The sequence below is a fragment of the Acidovorax sp. 22279 genome (assembly GCF_052045435.1).
GTDB lineage: Bacteria > Pseudomonadota > Gammaproteobacteria > Burkholderiales > Burkholderiaceae_C > Acidovorax > Acidovorax delafieldii.
On sequence record NZ_JBQEOV010000016.1, the window covers coordinates 32,130 to 48,394 of the forward strand.

General features: G+C 66.0%; 12 protein-coding genes. 10 read left to right on the forward strand and 2 right to left on the reverse strand.

The features are described from left to right. Nucleotides 1–52 precede the first annotated feature (52 nt). Nucleotides 53–346, forward strand: a complete 294-nt coding sequence (locus ACTJKQ_RS19380) for a DUF4148 domain-containing protein (protein WP_192428445.1) — start codon at nt 53–55, stop codon at nt 344–346. A 205-nt stretch (nt 347–551) separates the two neighbouring features. On the opposite strand, the gene ppc is transcribed toward ACTJKQ_RS19380, so the two are convergent. Beyond that, a complete protein-coding gene (gene ppc / locus ACTJKQ_RS19385; protein ID WP_440597785.1) occupies nt 552–3,341 on the reverse strand; it encodes a phosphoenolpyruvate carboxylase in 2,790 nt (929 codons plus the stop codon). Nucleotides 3,342–3,469: 128 nt separating this feature from the next. On the opposite strand from ppc, the gene hemC reads away from it, so the two are divergent. The 8 genes from hemC (at nt 3,470) to ACTJKQ_RS19425 (ending at nt 10,816) form a co-directional block, all read left to right on the forward strand. After that, nucleotides 3,470–4,402, forward strand: a complete 933-nt coding sequence (hemC, locus tag ACTJKQ_RS19390) for a hydroxymethylbilane synthase (RefSeq protein ID WP_121942264.1) — start codon at nt 3,470–3,472, stop codon at nt 4,400–4,402. 1 nt (nt 4,403) lies between these two features. Beyond that, nucleotides 4,404–5,231 (forward strand): uroporphyrinogen-III synthase, encoded by an 828-nt coding sequence (locus ACTJKQ_RS19395; protein WP_440597786.1) that lies wholly within the window; start codon nt 4,404–4,406, stop codon nt 5,229–5,231. Next, nucleotides 5,228–6,361 (forward strand): uroporphyrinogen-III C-methyltransferase, encoded by a 1,134-nt coding sequence (locus ACTJKQ_RS19400; RefSeq protein WP_056748238.1) that lies wholly within the window; start codon nt 5,228–5,230, stop codon nt 6,359–6,361. Before ACTJKQ_RS19395 ends, ACTJKQ_RS19400 begins: the two co-directional genes overlap by 4 nt. Nucleotides 6,362–6,365: 4 nt before the next feature. Further along, on the forward strand, nt 6,366–7,643 hold the full coding sequence (locus tag ACTJKQ_RS19405) for a heme biosynthesis protein HemY (protein ID WP_056066830.1): 1,278 nt from the start codon (nt 6,366–6,368) through the stop codon (nt 7,641–7,643). A gap of 378 nt (nt 7,644–8,021) precedes the next feature. Continuing rightward, a complete protein-coding gene (locus tag ACTJKQ_RS19410; protein WP_056066827.1) occupies nt 8,022–8,594 on the forward strand; it encodes a cytochrome b in 573 nt (190 codons plus the stop codon). Nucleotides 8,595–8,712: 118 nt separating this feature from the next. Beyond that, a complete protein-coding gene (locus ACTJKQ_RS19415; RefSeq protein ID WP_056066824.1) occupies nt 8,713–9,288 on the forward strand; it encodes a YceI family protein in 576 nt (191 codons plus the stop codon). Nucleotides 9,289–9,405: 117 nt separating this feature from the next. Further along, nucleotides 9,406–9,981, forward strand: a complete 576-nt coding sequence (locus ACTJKQ_RS19420; RefSeq protein ID WP_440597787.1) for a YceI family protein — start codon at nt 9,406–9,408, stop codon at nt 9,979–9,981. Nucleotides 9,982–10,192: 211 nt separating this feature from the next. Further along, nucleotides 10,193–10,816 (forward strand): VOC family protein, encoded by a 624-nt coding sequence (locus tag ACTJKQ_RS19425; protein WP_440597788.1) that lies wholly within the window; start codon nt 10,193–10,195, stop codon nt 10,814–10,816. A 176-nt stretch (nt 10,817–10,992) separates the two neighbouring features. On the opposite strand, the gene ACTJKQ_RS19430 is transcribed toward ACTJKQ_RS19425, so the two are convergent. Continuing rightward, nucleotides 10,993–12,852: a M48 family metallopeptidase gene (locus tag ACTJKQ_RS19430; protein ID WP_440597789.1), complete on the reverse strand. Its 1,860-nt coding sequence runs from the start codon at nt 12,850–12,852 to the stop codon at nt 10,993–10,995. Nucleotides 12,853–13,319: 467 nt separating this feature from the next. Between ACTJKQ_RS19430 and ACTJKQ_RS19435 the strand changes: the two genes are divergently transcribed. Further along, nucleotides 13,320–16,217, forward strand: coding sequence for a valine--tRNA ligase (locus ACTJKQ_RS19435; RefSeq protein WP_440597790.1), 2,898 nt, complete (start codon nt 13,320–13,322; stop codon nt 16,215–16,217). Nucleotides 16,218–16,265: the final 48 nt, after the last annotated feature.

The following is a 16,265-nucleotide window of genomic DNA, read 5'->3' on the forward strand; positions in this document are numbered from 1 at the left end:
GTTTTTGACCCGGCTTTTTTGAGACGCTTTTTAACTTTCAAGGATTTTCATCATGAACAAGACCGCCCGTTTCCTCTCCGTCGCTGCTGTTGCCGCTTTCGCCGCTTTTGGTGCCCATGCAGACGAAGCCGATGGCTCGCAATTTGCCTTGAAGTTCGACACGAACCGCACCCGCGCTGAAGTGGCTGCCGAAGCCGCTACCGTGGCACAAACACGCAGCATCGAGCCTGCTGGCTCGCGTGTGGTGACCTATAAATCCACCGCTGACCGTGCTGCCGTGCGTGCCCAGGCTGCCGAAGCTCTGCGCACCGGCCAGATCCCTTCGGGCGAATTCAGCGCCATGTAATCGCATGACCGATTGACGCAGTTGCGGGACTTCCCATGGTGGTGGCACTTCGCGCGTGCGGATGCTGCTGCCATGGGAGGTGTTTTAGACACACAGTTCCACACTGGCCAAACAAACTGGGCTCCCATTGGGAGCCCTTTTTGTTGTGGGTGCCCGCGATAGCAGCAGGCTGGAAAGTGCGTGTTCGGACCGCTGTGCCCGCAGATCAGCCCGTATTGCGCAGCCCCGCTGCAATTCCGTTGATGGAGATGTGAATCCCGGTCTGCACCCGCTCGTCGCCCTGCCCTGCGCGCCAGCGGCGCACCAGCTCGACCTGCAAGTGGTGCAGCGGATCGATGTACGGGAAGCGGTGCTTGATGGACCGCGCCAGCGCGGTGTTGTGCGTCAGGCGCTGCTTGTCGCCGGTGATGCGGGTGAGCGCATCAGCCGTGCGGTGCCACTCGGCCTCGATGCTGGTGAACACCTTCTTGCGCAGGCGCGCATCGGTCACGAGTTCACTGTAGCGCGAGGCGAGGGCCAGATCACTCTTGGCCAGCACCATGTCCATGTTGGACAGCAGGGTGCGGAAGAACGGCCACTGGCGGTACATCTTTTGCAGCAGCGCCAGCTGGGCCTTGGGGTCCTTGCCTTCGGTGTTGATGAAGGCTTCCACAGCCGAGCCAAAACCGAACCAGCCGGGCAGCGTGAGGCGGCACTGGCCCCAGCTGAAGCCCCAGGGGATGGCGCGCAGGTCTTCGATCTTCTGGCTGGCCTTGCGGCTGGCAGGGCGCGAGCCGATGTTGAGCTCGGCGATCTCGCGGATGGGCGTGGAGTTGAAGAAGTAGTCGGTAAAGCCCGGGGTCTCGTACACCAGCGCACGGTAGCTGCCCATGCTGGCCAGCGAGAGCTGCGCAGCAGCATCCAAAAACGCCTTGGTGGCGGGCTTGGTGGGCTGCAGCAGGGTGGCTTCGAGCGTGGCGGCGACCAGAGTTTCCAGGTTGCGTCGGCCGATTTCGGGGTTGGCGTATTTCGAGGCAATGACCTCGCCCTGCTCCGTCAGACGGATCTGGCCGCGCACGGTGCCGGGCGGCTGCGCCAGAATGGCCTGGTAGCTGGGGCCACCGCCACGGCCGACAGTGCCGCCCCGGCCATGGAACATGCGCAGCTGGATGCCGTGGGTGGTGGCGAGTTCATCGAAGAGTTCGACGAGGGCGATCTCGGCGCGGTACAGCTCCCAGTTGCTGGTGAAAATGCCGCCATCCTTGTTGCTGTCGCTGTAGCCCAGCATGATGTCCTGCTCGCCGCCGCTGCGCTGCACCAGCGCGGCCACGCCGGGCAGGCTGTAGAACTCGCGCATGATGGGCGCGGCATTGCGCAGGTCTTCGATGGTTTCGAACAGGGGCACCACGATAAGGTGGTTCTTCGACTCGGCATCCAGCGTGCCGTTCATCAGCCCCACTTCCTTTTGCAGCAGCAGCACTTCGAGCAGGTCGCTCACCGTTTCGGTGTGACTGATGATGTAGTGGCGGATGGCCTCGTGGCCAAAGCGCTCGCGCATCACACGGGCGGTTTCAAAAATGGCCAGCTCGCCTTGGGCGTGGGCCGAATATTCCGCGCCCACCACGCGCAGCGGACGCGCGTCGTTCAGCAGCTTGATCAGCAGTGCGCGCTTGGCAGCCTCTTGCAGGCTGGCATAGTTGGGCTCGATACGGGCCTTGGCCAGCAGCTCGGCCACCACCTCTTCGTGTTTGTCGGAGCTTTGGCGCAGGTCCACCGTGGCCAGGTGGAAGCCAAACACTTGCACGGCGCGGATCAGCGGATGCAGTCGCTCGGCAGCCAAGGCCTGGCCATGGTGGGACTGCAATGAGGCCTCGATCACCCGCAGGTCGGCCAGGAACTCCTCGGCACTGGCATAGGCGTTTTGTGGCGCCACGGCATGGCGCGCGGCTTCGCCACCGGTCAGATCCTTGAGCGATGCGGCCAGGCGCGCATAGATGCCAGTCAGCGCACGGCGGTAGGGCTCGTCCACGCGGTGTTCGTTGGTGTCGGGCGAGCGCTGGGCCAGGGCCTCCATCTCGGCCGACACCTGCACCAGGCGGGCCGACAGCGACAGCTCGCCGCCCAGGTAGTGCACCTCGGTCAGGTAGTGGCGCAGGGCCACTTCGGCCTGGCGGCTCAGGGCATATTGCAAGGTCTGCGCGGTGACGTTGGGATTGCCGTCACGGTCGCCACCAATCCACTGGCCCATGCGCAAGAAGCTGTGCACAGGGTACTGGCCCAGCTCGTTTTCCAGGTCCGCATAGATCTTGGGGATCTCACGCAGAAAGGTGGCTTCGTAATAAGAAAGCGCGTTTTCGATCTCGTCAGCCACCGTGAGCTTGCTGTAGCGCAGCAGGCGCGTCTGCCACAACTGCGCCACGCGGGCCCGCAGCAGGGCTTCGTTGGCAGCCAGCTCGCGCGGGGTGAGCGCGTCCTTGGCACTGTTGTAGAGCTGAGCGCGCACCTGGATGTCGTCGCGCGTGGCCAGCAACTGGGCGATGTCGCGCTCGGCGTCCAGAATGCTCTTGCGCTGCACCTCGGTGGGGTGGGCCGTGAGCACGGGGGCCACGTAGCTGCCCGCCAGCGTCTGCGAAATCGTCTTGGGCGCAATGCCAGCCCAGCGCAGGCGCGACAGGGCGACCTCGATGCTGCCCTCTTGCGTGTCGCCTGCGCGCTCGTGCACAGCGCGGCGCCGGATGTGGTGGCGGTCTTCGGCCAGGTTGGCCAGGTGGCTGAAATAGGTGAAGGCGCGGATCACGCTCACCGTCTGGTCGCCCGACAGGGACTTGAGCAGCTTCTTGAGCGCACGGTCGGCCTCCTGGTCGGCGTCGCGGCGGAAGGCCACGGAGAGCTTGCGGACCTGCTCGACCAGCTCATAAGCCTCCACCCCCTCCTGCTCCCGGATCACGTCGCCCAGAATGCGGCCCAGCAGGCGGATGTCATCAATCAGGGGCTGGTCCTTGTCGGATCGTTTCATGCAGGAGTCTCCGGGATGGGTGGGATGGCCTGGCGCGTGGAGCCCGCATGGCCGCAGGCCGCACCAGCCCCAGTGCGGGCGCATGCTAGCATCCTGCGCCGCTGAATAATTACAAACAGGTTACGAACTTGAGCCCCTCGCCAACGCCCCCCATCGTCATCGCCACCCGCGAAAGTCGCCTTGCGCTGTGGCAGGCCGAGCATGTCAAAGCGCTGCTCGAAGCCCGTGGCCACAGCGTGCAACTGCTGGGCATGACCACCAAGGGCGACCAGATTCTGGACAAGTCCCTCAGCAAGGTGGGCGGCAAGGGCCTGTTTGTGAAAGAGCTGGAAGTGGCGCTGGAAGAAGGCCGCGCCCACATTGCCGTGCATTCGCTCAAGGACGTGCCCATGGAGCTGCCCGAGGGCTTTGCCCTGGCCTGCGTGATGGAGCGCGAAGACCCGCGCGATGCCTTTGTCTCCCCCCGCTACGAGAACCTGGACGCCCTGCCGCAGGGTGCCGTGGTGGGCACGTCGAGCCTGCGCCGCCAGGTGCTGCTGCAGGCTCTGCGGCCTGACCTGAAGATCGAGCCCCTGCGCGGCAACCTCGACACCCGCCTGCGCAAGCTGGACGAAGGCCAGTACGACGCCATCGTGCTGGCCGCCGCAGGCCTCAAGCGCCTGGGGCTGGAAGCCCGCATCCGCACCACGTTCGAGCCCAGCGCCATGCTGCCCGCTGCAGGCCAGGGCGCACTGGGCATCGAGGTGCGCAGCGACCGGCAAGACCTGATCGACGCGCTGGCACCGCTGGCCCACCAGACCACCTGGCTGACCGTGGCCGCCGAGCGCGCCGTGAGCCGCGCCATGGGGGGCAGCTGCTCGATGCCCTTGGCAGCGCACGGCACCTTCACCCACGGCGTGCTGCAGCTGGACGCCGCCTGGGGCGACCCCGAGGACAAAGCCCCGCTGGTGCGCGCACAGGCCTCTGCCCCTGTCACCACACTGGCGCAGGCTGAAGCACTGGGCGATGCGATCGCGCAGCGCCTGCGTGCTGGGGGTGCGCGCGGCGTCACCCCGGCCTGACATGGCCGCAGCCGCGCCCCGCGTCATCGTCACACGCCCTGCCCGCGAAGCGGCGCATTGGGTAACGCAACTGGGCGCACACGGCATACAGGCTGTGGCGCTGCCCCTGATTGCGATTGTTCCCTGCACGGACACCACCATGCAACAGGCGCTGGACTTGGCCCGCGCCAACGTCGGCACCTACCGCGCCCTGATGTTTGTCAGCGGCAACGCCGTGGCGCACTTCTTGGAGCCAAATCACCCTGTAGCGCTGGATATTCATACCCTGGCAGCTACAAAAACAAGAGCATGGGCACCTGGCCCAGGTACCGCCCGCGCGCTGGAGCAGGCGGGCGTATCGCGCAGCGCCATCGATGGGCCCGCGCCCGACGCACCGCAGTTCGACTCGGAAGCGCTGTGGCGCCAGGTGGCCCCCCAGGTGCGGCCTGGCGACCGCGTGCTGATCGTGCGCGGTCGCTCCGCCACGCCGCAGGGCGCACACGAATCGCCCCAGGGCAATGGCCGCGAGTGGCTTGCCCAGCAGATCGAGGCGCGGGGCGGTCAGGTGGAATTTGTGGTGGCCTACCAACGCGGCGCGCCCCGCTTCACGGCGCAGGAGGTGGCGCTGGCACAACAGGCGGCGCACGATGGCTCCGTCTGGCTGCTGAGCAGTTCCGAGGCGGTGGCCCACCTGGCCGAGGCCCTGCCCGGCCAATACTGGGGCGCTGCACAGGCGCTGGCCACCCACCCGCGCATCGCCGAAGCGGCCCACGCAGCGGGCTTTGGCACCGTGCGGGAATGCCGTCCGGCGCTGGAAGATGTGGTGGCCTCGATAGAATCGGTCGCATGAGTTCTGCGCCCCCCGACGATCTGCCCTCCACGCCCCCTGCAGCCCCTGTGGCCGCCGCTGTGGGCGCGCCAGCAGTGAGCCCGGCCCCCTCGGCCGCTGCGCCAGCCGCTGCCACCGGCCGCAGTGGCGCCATGACCTTGCTGTTGGGCACCGTGGCGGTGGCCGCATTGGTCAGCAGCGGCCTGCTGTGGCAAAAGCTCAGCGCCATCCAGGAGCAACTGGCCCGGCAATCGGCCGACTCGGGCGCCCTGGCCATCGAGGCCCGCACCATGGCCCGCCAGGCCGAAGAGCTGGTGCGCGACACGGCGGCTCGCCTGTCGGTGGCGGAGGCCCGCGTGAGCGAGGTCGCCCTGCAGCGCAGCCAGCTCGAAGAACTCATGCAAAGCCTGTCGCGTTCGCGCGATGAAAACCTGGTGGTGGACATTGAGTCGGCCATCCGCCTGGCGCAGCAACAGGCCCAGCTCACCGGCAGCCTGGAGCCGCTGGTGGCAGCGCTCAAAAGCGCCAACCAACGCATCGAGCGCTCTGCCCAGCCCCGCCTGGCCCCCGTGCAGCGCGCCATCGGCCGCGACCTGGACCGCCTGACCCGCGCCACCGTGACCGACACCGCCGGCCTGCTGGCCCGCCTGGACGACCTGGTGCGCCAGGTGGACGACCTGCCCGTGCTCAATGCCGTGGCCCAGGCCGCCTCGACCAAGCGCCTGTCCGCCGGCCCCGCAGCCCCTGGCAGTGCCCCCGCCCCCACCGAGGGCCTGGCCTGGTGGCAAGCGGCCCTGCAGCGTAGCTGGGAGGTTGTGCGCGACGAGGCCCGCAGCCTGGTGCGCGTGAGCCGCATCGACCAGCCCGAAGCCATCTTGCTGGCCCCTGAGCAGACCTTCTTTTTGCGCGAGAACCTCAAGTTCAAGCTGCTCAATGCACGCCTGGGCATCCTGGCACGCCAGTTCGAGTCGGCCCGTGCCGACCTGACCGCAGCCACCGCAGCGCTCAACAAGTATTTCGACCCCGCATCGCGCCGCACCCAGAACGTGGCCTCCACCCTGCAGCAGGCCCAGGCCAGCATGAAGGCGGCCGAGCTGCCGCGCCTGGACGAAACCCTGTCGGCCCTGGCCACCGCCGCTGCGGGACGTTGACGCTATGCGTGCTGCACTCTGGCTTTTGGCGTTGTTTGGCGTGGCAGTGGCGGCCGCGCTGTTTGCGGGCAACAACCAGGGCACCGTCACCCTGTACTGGCCGCCTTATCGCATCGACCTGTCGCTCAACATGGTGGTGTTGCTGCTGGTGGGCGGCTTTGTCACCGTTTATGCGGCGCTGCGGGCCCTGGCGGCGCTGCTGGCGCTGCCACACCAGGCACGCCGCTGGCGCGTGCAGCAAAAAGAGCGTGCCATGCACGGCGCACTGCTCGACGCCTTGACCCACATGCTGGGCGGCCGGTTCATCCGCTCGCGCAAGGCCGCTGTGGCCGCGCTGTCGCAAGAACACGCGCTGGAGGCCAGCGGCGAGGCGGTGCCCCACGGCAAGCAGCTGCGCGCGCTGGCCCACATGATCGCCGCCGAGGCGTCACACGCACTGCAAGACCGCGCCACCCGCGAAAGCCACCTGCAGGACGCACTGCAGGAAGCCCCCATGCGCGGCTCCATCAACGAGCAGGAAATGCACGAAGGCGCCCAGATGCGCGCCGCCCGCTGGTCGCTGGACGACCGCGATGCCAACGCGGCGCTCGACCGCCTGGCAGCCCTGCCCCAGGGGGCCGCGCGGCGCACCCTGGCGCTGCGCATCAAGCTCAAGGCCACCCGTCTGGCGCGCCAGACGCAAGAAGCACTGGACACCGCACGCCTGCTGGGCAAGCACCGTGCGTTCTCGCCCAATGCCGCACAGAGCATCGTGCGCGGCCTGGCCACCGAACTCATCAACAGCGCGCACGATGTCGCTCAGTTGCAGCAGATCTGGCTGTCGCTGGAGACCAGCGAGCGCAACATGCCCGAGCTGGCCATCCACGCCGCCCAGCGGCTGGCTGCACTGGGCGGCGATGCCACGCAGGTGCGTGCCTGGTTGCTGCCCGTGTGGGAACGCATGGTGGAGCTGCCCGATGCCTTGGCCGAGCAACACGCCCTCAAGCTGGTGCGTGCGCTGGAGGCGGGGCTGGATGCGCTCGACGGGCCCTGGCTGGCCCGCATCGAGTCCGCCCAGCAAGCCAACCCACGCGACGCCCGCCTGCAATACCTGGCGGGCATGGCCTGCCTCAAGCGCCAGCTGTGGGGCAAAGCCCAGCAGCTGCTGACCCAGGCAGCCCAGCAGCTCAACGACGCGCCAATGCGCGCCAGTGCCTGGCGCCACGTGGCCGAACTGGCCGAGCAACGCGGCGACGACAGCGCTGCCGTCAGCGCCTGGAAACAGGCCGCGCTGGCCCGATAACCCGGGCATCGCGGGGTGCTCTGGCGCCCCGCCCCCGTACAGCCCGCCATCGCTGCACCTGATGCGGCCACCTCCCCCATTCGCCAAGGTGTCTCCACAGGGGCACCGGCGCACCAGCAAGGTTCAGGCAGGCGCCGCGCCGGTGCCCCGCGGATGCCAGCAAATAGCCGCTCCGCAGAAATTGCACAGCATTGGGGAACTTTGAGCGCTCAAGGCATATCGATTCAATAAATTTGAATCAAGGCATCAATCTGCCTGAAGCTGATCACAGCCAGCGCTTCCTACACTGCGCCATCGCCCAGCGCGTTGTGTCGCCAAGTCCGGCGGACCTTGCAGCCTTCGCTCACCTCATTTTTGCACCGACCTCCAGATTCGCTGATGACAGCCACTTCCACGACGACCCTCGACACCCCGCGTCGGTACACGCGCACCGCCATGCTGTTGCACTGGGTGCTGGGCCTGGCGCTGATCGCTCTGTTTGGCGTCGGCGTCTACATGGCCGACCTGCCCTTTTCGCCCCAACGGCTGAAGCTTTACAACTGGCATAAATGGGCCGGTGTGACTATCCTGGTGCTGTCGGCGCTGCGCCTGCTGTGGCGCGCCACGCACCGCCCACCGGCGCTGCCCCAGGCGGTCGAGAAGACCATGCCCGGCTGGCAGAAGCTGGCACACCACGGCACCCACCACCTGCTGTACGTGCTTTTCTTCGCCGTGCCCCTGATTGGCTGGGCCTACAGCTCGGCGGCGGGGTTCCCCATCGTGTTCCTGGGCTTGTGGCAGCTGCCCGACTTTGTGCCGGTGAGCAAGGACCTGGCCGAGGCCATCAAGCCCTGGCACCAGTACACCGCGTTTGCATTGGCCGCGCTGGCGCTGCTGCACATCGCCGCAGCGCTCAAGCACCAGCTGGTCGACCGTGATGGCCTGCTGAACCGCATGCTGCCCGGGAAATAACCAGCCTCCACCTGCGGGGCGCCATGGCAAACCCTGGTGGGCGCCTTGCGCACCTCAAAGGTCGCTCCCCCCCTGCGACCACCGCTTCCACCTTTTGTGAATTGCACGGAGTTTCTGCATGCATCTGTCTTCTACCTTGTCCCGCATCGTGATCGGCGCTGCCCTCGTTGCGGGCGCGCAAGCCGCCCTGGCCCAGCAGCAGCTGGTGCCCGCGCAAAGCGAGGTGCAGTTCACCGCCCGCCAGATGGGCGTGCCACTGGAAGGCCAGTTCAAGAAGTTCAGCGCCCAGGTGGCGTTTGACCCGGCCAAACTGGCCACCAGCAAGATCGCCTTCACGGTGGACACTGGCAGCGCCACGCTGGGTTCGCGCGAGACCGATGCAGAGCTGCCCAAGCCCGCGTGGTTCAACGTGCCCAAGTTCCCGCAGGCCCAATTCGTGTCGTCCAGCATCAAGGCCCTGGGCGGCGGCAAGTTTGAAGTGGCGGGCGCGCTCACCATCAAGGGCAACAGCCAGAACGTGGTGGTGCCCGTGACGCTGACCCAAAGCGGCCCCACCACCACGGCTACAGGCGCGCTGCCTATCAAGCGGCTGGCCTTCAAGATCGGCGAAAACGAGTGGGCCGACACCTCCATGGTGGCCGACGACGTGCAGGTCAAGTTCAAGCTCGCGCTGACCGGCGTCGGCAAGCTCTGAGCGCCACCCCTCGGCCCGGGCCCCACCGGCCTACGCCTGCCGTCCGGGCACGGACCCGGCGGGTGGTGCCTTCCCCTTTTCCCTTGTCCTTTCCTTTTTGATCTATCAGGAGTTTCCATGCGCAAGTCCCTCTTCGCCCTGGCTGCCGCCGCCACCCTGTTCGCCTGTGCTGCCCAAGCCCAATCGGCCAACTACGCCATCGACCCGACGCACACCTTTGCCTCGTTCGAGATCAGCCACTTTGGCGCCGCCGTGAACCGCGGCCGCTTCGACAAGAAGGAAGGCACCGTCCAGCTCGACAAGGCTGGCAAGTCGGGCAAGGCAGAGATCACGTTCGACGTGACCTCGGTGAACACGGGCACCCCCGCGTTTGACAAGCACCTGCAAAGCGCTGACCTGTTCGACGCTGCCAAGCACCCCACGATGAAGTTTGTCTCCAGCAAGTTCGTCTTCAACGGCGACAAGGTCGCCAGCGTCGAAGGCCAGCTCACACTGCTGGGCAAGACCGCCCCCTTGACCCTCAAGGCCAACCAGTTCAACTGCTACGACAGCCCCATGCTCAAGCGCGAAGTGTGCGGCGGCGACTTTGAAGCCACCATCGACCGCACCCAGTGGGGCATGAACTACGGCGTGGAATGGGGCTTCCCCAAGAACGTGCGCCTGGTGGTGCAGATTGAAGCCGTGAAGCAGTAAACCAGGCCGAGCGGACCTGGGTGCAGCGGGCTGACTTGCTCCGCCCCGCCTCCGGCTGCTTGCGAACAGCCACCCGTGCGCCTTGCGCCGGGTGGCTTTTTTTTTGGGGCCAGCCCGTCCTCATCTGCCAGCCTTCTGGGTATAAAAATTAACTTAACGTAAATCAATTACGAATAGTAGAATTGCGTTCACCGATTTGAGGAGACTCTGCATGAACGCCGTTCTGAACCCGACCGACCTGGCCAGCCTGCCGGCACCCGCCCCCATCCAGCAGTTGCACCACTACGCCTACAAGGCCCGCGACGCCGAGGAAACGCGCCAGTTCTATGAAGACATCCTGGGCCTGCCGCTGTACCACATCATCCAGAGCGACTATGTGCCCAGCACCGGCGAGTACTGCCCCTACACCCACTTCTTCTTTCGCCTGCAGGACGGCTCGTTCATCGCCTTCTTCGACCTGGGCGACGACGTGAAGGCCGAGCCCTCGCCCAACACCCCCCTGTGGGTCAACCACATTGCGTTCCGCGTGAACACCGTGCAGGAGCTGGAGAACACCAAGCAGCGCCTGGAGGCGCATGGAGTGGAAGTGCTGGGCGTGACGGACCACCACATCTTCAAGAGCATCTATTTCTTCGATCCCAACGGCATTCGCCTGGAGCTGTCGGCCCAGCTGGCCAATGACGAGCAAATGGAAAAAGACAGCACCGTGGCCCACGCCCGCCTGCGCGAGTGGACGGCACGCAAGGAGCAATGGCGCAAGGAACGCGCCGAAGGCAAGGTGGATGCGCCGCTCAAGCCCCAGCAAAACGACCGGCCGGAGTTTGTGCGCAAGTAAGCCGGCCTGACCACACGCCCCCACGCACCGCCCCACGGTCCACGGGGCTGGCTGCGCTGGAGGGGGTGCGCAGCCCCGTCAAACGGCCCTCCCACCGCCTTGCATGGGATTCTTTTGGCCCTACAGCGCTGAAGCGCTACATCCCATTGCCTCAGCAGCTATACAAAATATAGCAATCATCCCGCTGCCTGTTGCTGCGCACGCATGATCTGGTGGCGCTGCCAGTAGTGGCTGACCACGGCATTGAACTGGTCCTTGTCCTTCTTGAGGCCGGGCAGCTTGATCTTGCTGGTCTTGGCGCCCAGGCCCAGGGCGTTCTTCTCGAGGTGGGTCACGATCAGCGCGTTGCCAAAGCTGCTTTCCTTGAATTCCAGACTCTTGATGGCGTCCCAGAACACCGTGGTCTCATCGGCCGAGGTGCGGATGCCGTCGATGCTCACCTCCACCGTCGCATCGCCCTTGAGGGCAAACACCACGGGCGGAAAGTACTGCAACACCAGGGCTCGCTCCTGCTCGTTGGCGGGCTCGTAGCGGTAGGCCAGGCTGCGCTCGTGGTCCTGCGCAAACTGCTGTTCGTAAGCGCTCCACAGCCGCTGTTCGATGGCGTCGGCGGTCAATATCTCCTGCACCCAGGTGGTGGCGGGCGCACGCACGGCAATCGCGCCGTAGTCGCGCTCTTTCAGGGCCATACCCACGTTGCGCAGGCGCTCGGGCATGGCGGGGTGTGAGTCGAAGGGATGCGGCACATTGGCCGTCTTCATCGCATCCACAAAGTCGGGCGATGCCGCGTACGGCGCCAAGCCCTGGGCCACAAAACTCGCAATGCCCAGCGTGCTGTTGTCGTGCCGCTCGTTGCGGCCGAACAGTTCGTCCTCGATGCGGTAGCGGTACTGGGCGTAGGCGGCAATCTTGACCAGCGACTGTGCAATCGCCGCCGGGCTCACCAGCTTGGCCGCCAGGCGGTCGGCCTTGAACTCGCGCTCGCGGCTGTCGCTGGCCAGGGCGATCTCGAAGATGGTGCGGTACAGGTCCAGCAGCGGCGACGCCATGGCCGACAGCCCGCCGGTGCGGATGGCGTGGCGGTAGTGGTCAAACTGCACCAGCTTGGGCCCCAGCTGTGCGCTACGTCGAGTGTCGCCCCCGCGCAGGTGGGCCAACTCATGGCCCAGCACGGCGTCGGCCTCGGTCTGGTCCAGGATGCGCAGCAGCGGCAGGCTCACAAACAGCGTGCGGCCCGTGAGGGTTTGCTGGCCCACGGTGATCGGGGCCTCGGTCACGAAGAAGTTGGCATCGATGCCAGCCACGATGTGCCGGGGCGGCTCGGTCTTCAGGCGCTGCGCGAGGTGGCGAATGCGCTGCCACAGCAGCGGCGCATCGGCCTCGGCCACCAGCTCGCCCACCACCTGGTTGCTGGACTGCACGCGCTTGAAGATGCCCGCCACTGCCACCAGCACCCCCGCCGCCACGGCAAACCCCACAAACAGCACCAGCTTGGGCGAGTACTTGTGGAAGAAAAACGCCGTCACCCAGAAGGACAGCCACACCGCCATCGTCCCTTGCACCACCAGCGCCGTGGCGCTGGCCCAGGACGTCAGGCGCCAGCCCGCCACAAAGCTCGCGTACTGCAGCTTGCGGTCGGCAAACGCCAGCGCCCCCAGCCCCAGCACCGCCAGCAGCAGCGCCGCACTGGCCACCAGCGTCCACAGCGACAGCTTGCGCGCCATGTGGAACTGCCAGACATCGGAGAAGGTGTCGCACAGCGCCTCGCGGTATTCGCGGGCATCGGGGTCTGCATTGCTGCAGATGGTGGACGGCGGGTTGCTGCGGTAATAGTCCTTGCGCGCCTGCTTCTCGTCGGCGGGCAGGCCCTTTTCGGCATCGATGCGCTGGCTGATACCGGCCACAAAACGGGCGTCCTGGTCGGTCTGGGCATGGCGGGTGAACACGTAGGTCACCGCAGGCACCAGAAACAGCGCCAGCAGCGCATAGGCAAAGACCTTGACCAGGCCCAGGCGCCAGGCAGATTGAAACGTCATAGGTTCGGATGGTTGTGACGGCCCGGCACCGTGGCACCGGAAGGCTGAACACCCCCCGCAAGCCACTGCACCAGTCCTTGTTGTAAATCGTGATCCTTAGAGCGGCTAACAAAACTCAGCGAAGCGGCCCTGGCTAGGCGTTTCGCCGCAGGCAGTACAAGCAGTACGACAAGGCGAGACAACGACGCCAGGGGAGTTTTGTTAGCCGCTCTCAGAGCCTGGTCCGCGTTGCCGCGCCCTCCTCGCTCTGTGGGGCGGGATTATCAGGACCCATTCACCCGCGCACCCAGCCACAAGGTAACCATTGGAAAGAATCGGCCGACAGACGGCGCGCCGCCCCCGAACAGACGAAGGCCCTGCGGGGCCAGCGATGGGGTGGCGGTCCCTTAAAATGTGCGGTTCACCCTCTTGTTCGTCGGAGCGCTCCCTGCGGCCGCTCCGCCCCACTGCCCCCACTGCGACACCCCATGAGCACGCCCCAAGCACAACCCGGCCTCGAAAGCCTGTCCAAGTCGTTTGAACCTGCCGCGCTGGAAGCCCATTGGGGCCCCGAATGGGAAAAGCGCGGGTATGGCACCGCAGGCCACCGTGGCACGGGCCTGCCCCAGGCGGGCGAGCCCGCCTTTTCCATCCAGCTGCCCCCGCCTAATGTGACGGGCACGCTGCACATGGGCCATGCGTTCAACCAGACGATCATGGACAGCCTCACGCGCTACCACCGCATGCGCGGCTTCAACACGGTGTGGGTGCCGGGCACCGACCACGCGGGCATCGCCACGCAGATCGTGGTGGAGCGCCAGTTGCAGGAGCAAGGCATCAGCCGCTACGACATGGGCCCCACCCCGCCCGAGGCGCGCAAGAACTTTGTGAGCAAGGTGTGGGAGTGGAAGGAAAAGTCCGGCAACACCATCACCACGCAGATGCGCCGCATGGGCGACAGCGTGGACTGGAGCCGTGAATACTTCACCATGGACGACAAGCTCTCCAAGGTGGTCACCGACACCTTCGTGAAGCTCTACGAGCAGGGCCTGATCTACCGCGGCAAGCGCCTGGTGAACTGGGACCCGAAGCTGCAGTCCGCCGTGTCCGACCTGGAAGTCGAGAGCGAAGAAAAAGACGGATCGCTGTGGCACATCGCCTACCCCCTGGCCGATGGATCGGGCAGCCTGACGGTGGCCACCACCCGGCCTGAAACCATGCTGGGCGACGTGGCGCTGATGGTGCACCCCGAGGATGCACGCTATACGCACCTCATCGGCAAGATGGTCAACCTGCCGCTGTGCGACCGCCAGATCCCGGTGATCGCCGACGAGTACGTGGACAAGGAATTCGGAACCGGGGTGGTTAAGGTCACCCCCGCGCACGACCAGAACGACTACGCCGTGGGCCAGCGCCACAAGCTGCCCATGATCGTGGTGCTGACGCTGCAGGCCACCATCAACGAGAACGCCCCCGCCAAGTACCAGGGCATGGACCGCTTCGTGGCCCGCAAGGCCGTGGTGGCCGACCTGGAAGCCATCGGCGCGCTGGTCGAGGTGAAGAAGCACAAGCTCATGGTGCCCATTTGCACCCGCACCGGCCAGGTGATCGAGCCCATGCTGACCGACCAGTGGTTCGTGGCCATGAGCAAGGTGAGCGACCAGGACCCCACGGGCAAGAGCATTGCGCAAAAGGCCATCGACGCGGTGGCCAGCGGCGAAGTGACCTTTGTGCCCGAGAACTGGGTGAACACCTACAACCAGTGGATGAACAACATCCAGGACTGGTGCATCAGCCGCCAGCTGTGGTGGGGCCACCAGATTCCGGCCTGGTACGACGAAGAAGGCAACGTGATCGTGGCCCGCGACGAAGCCGAAGCCCAGGCCAAGGCGCCCGGCAAGAAGCTGCGTCGCGACGAGGATGTGCTGGACACCTGGTACTCGTCCGCCCTCGTGCCCTTCAGCACCATGGGCTGGCCCAACCAGGGCGACAGCGCCACCGACGACTTCAACCTGTACCTGCCCAGCACCGTGCTGGTCACGGGCTACGACATCATCTTCTTCTGGGTCGCCCGGATGATCATGATGACCACGCACTTCACGGGCCGCGTGCCGTTCAAGCATGTGTACATCCACGGCCTGGTGCGCGACGCGCAGGGCAAGAAGATGTCCAAGTCCGAAGGCAACGTGCTCGACCCGGTGGACCTGATCGACGGCATTGCGCTGGAGCCCCTGCTCGACAAGCGCACTACCGGCCTGCGCAAGCCAGAGACCGCGCCCACCGTGCGCAAGAACACGCAAAAGGAATTCCCCGAGGGCATTCCGGCCTATGGCGCCGATGCGCTGCGCTTCACGTTTGCCGCACTGGCATCGCTGGGCCGCAGCATCAACTTCGACAGCAAGCGCTGCGAGGGCTACCGCAACTTCTGCAACAAGCTCTGGAACGCCAGCCGCTTTGTGCTGATGAACTGCGAAGGCCAGGACTGTGGCCTGAAAGAGCACACCAAGGAAGAGTGCCAGCCCGGCGGCGCGGCCCACGGCTACATGCAGTTCAGCCAGGCCGACCGCTGGATCAGCTCGCTGCTGCAAAAGACCGAGGCCGAAGTCGCCAAGGGCTTTGAGGAATACCGCCTGGACAACGTGGCCAACACGATCTATGACTTTGTCTGGAACGAGTACTGCGACTGGTACCTGGAGATCGCCAAGGTGCAGATCCAGAACGGCACCGAAGCGCAGCAACGCGCCACGCGCCGCACGCTGATCCGCACGCTGGAAGCCATCCTGCGCCTGGCCCACCCCATCATCCCATTCATCACCGAGGCCCTGTGGCAGGTGGTGGCACCTGTGGCCGGCATCCCGGGCGAATCGGTCAGCATTGCGCGCTACCCCCAGGCCCAGCCCGAGAAGATCGACGAGGCCGCGATTGCCCACATGGGCCGCGTGAAGGGCCTCGTGGACGCATGCCGCGCGCTGCGGGGCGAGATGAACGTGTCTCCCTCCACCCGCCTGCCCCTGTACGTGGTGGGCGACACCGAGTTCATGCGTGGCGTGGGCCCGGTGCTGCAGGCGCTGGCCAAGCTCAGCGAGGTGAAGGTGTTTGACGACGAGTCCGCCTGGGCCGCCGCCGCACAGGCCGCGCCCGTGGCTGTGGTGGGTGACGCCCGCATGTGCCTGTACATGGAGATCGACGTGGCGGCTGAGAAGGCGCGCCTGTCCAAGGAAATCGCCCGCATCGACGGCGAGATCACCAAGGCGAACAACAAGCTGTCCAACGAAGCCTTTGTGGCCAAGGCCCCTGCGGCGGTGATCGAGCAGGAGAAAAAGCGCATCGCCGACTTCGGCGCCACGCTGGGCAGATTGCGCGATCAGCTGACACGGCTAGGCTAAAACCCGGGCCATACTGCGCCATGGCAGCCCGTCCCGTAGGGGCTGCCC

Excerpts from the sequence above, each read along its gene's own strand:
- ACTJKQ_RS19380 (WP_192428445.1), top strand. The coding sequence starts at position 53 with ATGAACAAGACCGCCCGTTTCCTCTCCGTCGCTGCTGTTGCCGCTTTC.
- ppc (WP_440597785.1), bottom strand. The coding sequence starts at position 3,341 with ATGAAACGATCCGACAAGGACCAGCCCCTGATTGATGACATCCGCCTG.
- ACTJKQ_RS19395 (WP_440597786.1), top strand. The coding sequence starts at position 4,404 with ATGGCCGCAGCCGCGCCCCGCGTCATCGTCACACGCCCTGCCCGCGAA.
- ACTJKQ_RS19400 (WP_056748238.1), top strand. The coding sequence starts at position 5,228 with ATGAGTTCTGCGCCCCCCGACGATCTGCCCTCCACGCCCCCTGCAGCC.
- ACTJKQ_RS19405 (WP_056066830.1), top strand. The coding sequence starts at position 6,366 with ATGCGTGCTGCACTCTGGCTTTTGGCGTTGTTTGGCGTGGCAGTGGCG.
- ACTJKQ_RS19410 (WP_056066827.1), top strand. The coding sequence starts at position 8,022 with ATGACAGCCACTTCCACGACGACCCTCGACACCCCGCGTCGGTACACG.
- ACTJKQ_RS19415 (WP_056066824.1), top strand. The coding sequence starts at position 8,713 with ATGCATCTGTCTTCTACCTTGTCCCGCATCGTGATCGGCGCTGCCCTC.
- ACTJKQ_RS19420 (WP_440597787.1), top strand. The coding sequence starts at position 9,406 with ATGCGCAAGTCCCTCTTCGCCCTGGCTGCCGCCGCCACCCTGTTCGCC.
- ACTJKQ_RS19425 (WP_440597788.1), top strand. The coding sequence starts at position 10,193 with ATGAACGCCGTTCTGAACCCGACCGACCTGGCCAGCCTGCCGGCACCC.
- ACTJKQ_RS19430 (WP_440597789.1), bottom strand. The coding sequence starts at position 12,852 with ATGACGTTTCAATCTGCCTGGCGCCTGGGCCTGGTCAAGGTCTTTGCC.
- ACTJKQ_RS19435 (WP_440597790.1), top strand. The coding sequence starts at position 13,320 with ATGAGCACGCCCCAAGCACAACCCGGCCTCGAAAGCCTGTCCAAGTCG.